Source organism: Bradyrhizobium sp. Kon69 (genome assembly GCF_055807515.1).
On the sequence record NZ_JBVVOS010000323.1, the window covers coordinates 1 to 277 of the forward strand.

Genomic DNA, 277 nt, shown 5'->3' on the forward strand with positions numbered 1-277 from the left:
GCAGGCCAAGCCATGAAAGCGATCATGTTGATGGCAATGCTGGCTGCGATCCCCGCCCATGCTGCGACGATAGCCATGGAAGACCAATCGCAATTGCAGCCCACGGCGCACCCCGATGCTTCTGCGTTCAAGCCCCCTTTGGAAAGCGAACTGCCGGACAATGCCTACGGCAAGCTGGTGAGGCAGGGTTACGCGTTGTTCGTGGACACCAAGCGCCTGGTACCGCAGTTTGTGGGCAACGGCCTCAATTGCAGCAACTGCCATCTGGATCAGGGGC

The 277-nt window shown here is 59.6% G+C and carries 1 pseudogene; it reads left to right on the forward strand.

The features are described from left to right. Positions 1 to 12 precede the first annotated feature (12 nt). Positions 13 to 277 (forward strand): annotated as a pseudogene (locus tag AC0L3U_RS39325) (hypothetical protein); the annotation flags it as partial.